The organism is Pseudomonas sp. SMN5, assembly GCF_052041925.1.
In the GTDB taxonomy this organism is placed as follows: Bacteria; Pseudomonadota; Gammaproteobacteria; order Pseudomonadales; family Pseudomonadaceae; genus Aquipseudomonas.
Window position 1 is genome coordinate 1 of sequence record NZ_JBKGGX010000059.1, and the last position, 1,399, is coordinate 1,399.

A 1,399-nucleotide genomic window follows, 5' to 3' on the forward strand; every position below is an offset into this window, starting at 1 on the left:
AGCTCAGAGTCTGCAGATTGCTTGGGTGTTATATGGTCAAGCCTCACGGGCAATTAGTACAGGTTAGCTCAACGCCTCACAGCGCTTACACACCCTGCCTATCAACGTCGTAGTCTTCGACGGCCCTTCAGGGAGCTCAAGGCTCCAGTGAGATCTCATCTTGAGGCAAGTTTCCCGCTTAGATGCTTTCAGCGGTTATCTTTTCCGAACATAGCTACCCGGCAATGCCACTGGCGTGACAACCGGAACACCAGAGGTTCGTCCACTCCGGTCCTCTCGTACTAGGAGCAGCCCCTCTCAAATCTCAAACGTCCACGGCAGATAGGGACCGAACTGTCTCACGACGTTCTAAACCCAGCTCGCGTACCACTTTAAATGGCGAACAGCCATACCCTTGGGACCGGCTTCAGCCCCAGGATGTGATGAGCCGACATCGAGGTGCCAAACACCGCCGTCGATATGAACTCTTGGGCGGTATCAGCCTGTTATCCCCGGAGTACCTTTTATCCGTTGAGCGATGGCCCTTCCATACAGAACCACCGGATCACTAAGACCTACTTTCGTACCTGCTCGACGTGTCTGTCTCGCAGTCAAGCGCGCTTTTGCCTTTATACTCTACGACCGATTTCCGACCGGTCTGAGCGCACCTTCGTACTCCTCCGTTACTCTTTAGGAGGAGACCGCCCCAGTCAAACTACCCACCATACACTGTCCTCGATCCGGATGACGGACCTGAGTTAGAACCTCAAAGTTGCCAGGGTGGTATTTCAAGGATGGCTCCACGCAGACTGGCGTCCACGCTTCAAAGCCTCCCACCTATCCTACACAAGCAAATTCAAAGTCCAGTGCAAAGCTATAGTAAAGGTTCACGGGGTCTTTCCGTCTAGCCGCGGATACACTGCATCTTCACAGCGATTTCAATTTCACTGAGTCTCGGGTGGAGACAGCGCCGCCATCGTTACGCCATTCGTGCAGGTCGGAACTTACCCGACAAGGAATTTCGCTACCTTAGGACCGTTATAGTTACGGCCGCCGTTTACCGGGGCTTCGATCAAGAGCTTCGCGTTAGCTAACCCCATCAATTAACCTTCCGGCACCGGGCAGGCGTCACACCCTATACGTCCACTTTCGTGTTTGCAGAGTGCTGTGTTTTTAATAAACAGTCGCAGCGGCCTGGTATCTTCGACCGGCGTGGGCTTACGCAGCAAGTGCTTGACCCTCACCGGCGCACCTTCTCCCGAAGTTACGGTGCCATTTTGCCTAGTTCCTTCACCCGAGTTCTCTCAAGCGCCTTGGTATTCTCTACCCAACCACCTGTGTCGGTTTGGGGTACGGTTCCTGGTTATCTGAAGCTTAGAAGCTTTTCTTGGAAGCATGGCATCAACCACTTCGTCACCCA

The 1,399-nt window shown here is 53.6% G+C and carries 1 rRNA gene; it reads right to left on the minus strand.

Annotation, left to right across the window (positions count from 1 at the left end):
* Positions 1 to 32: 32 nt before the first annotated feature.
* Positions 33 to 1,399, minus strand: a 23S ribosomal RNA gene (locus ACLEJR_RS26965); the annotation flags it as partial.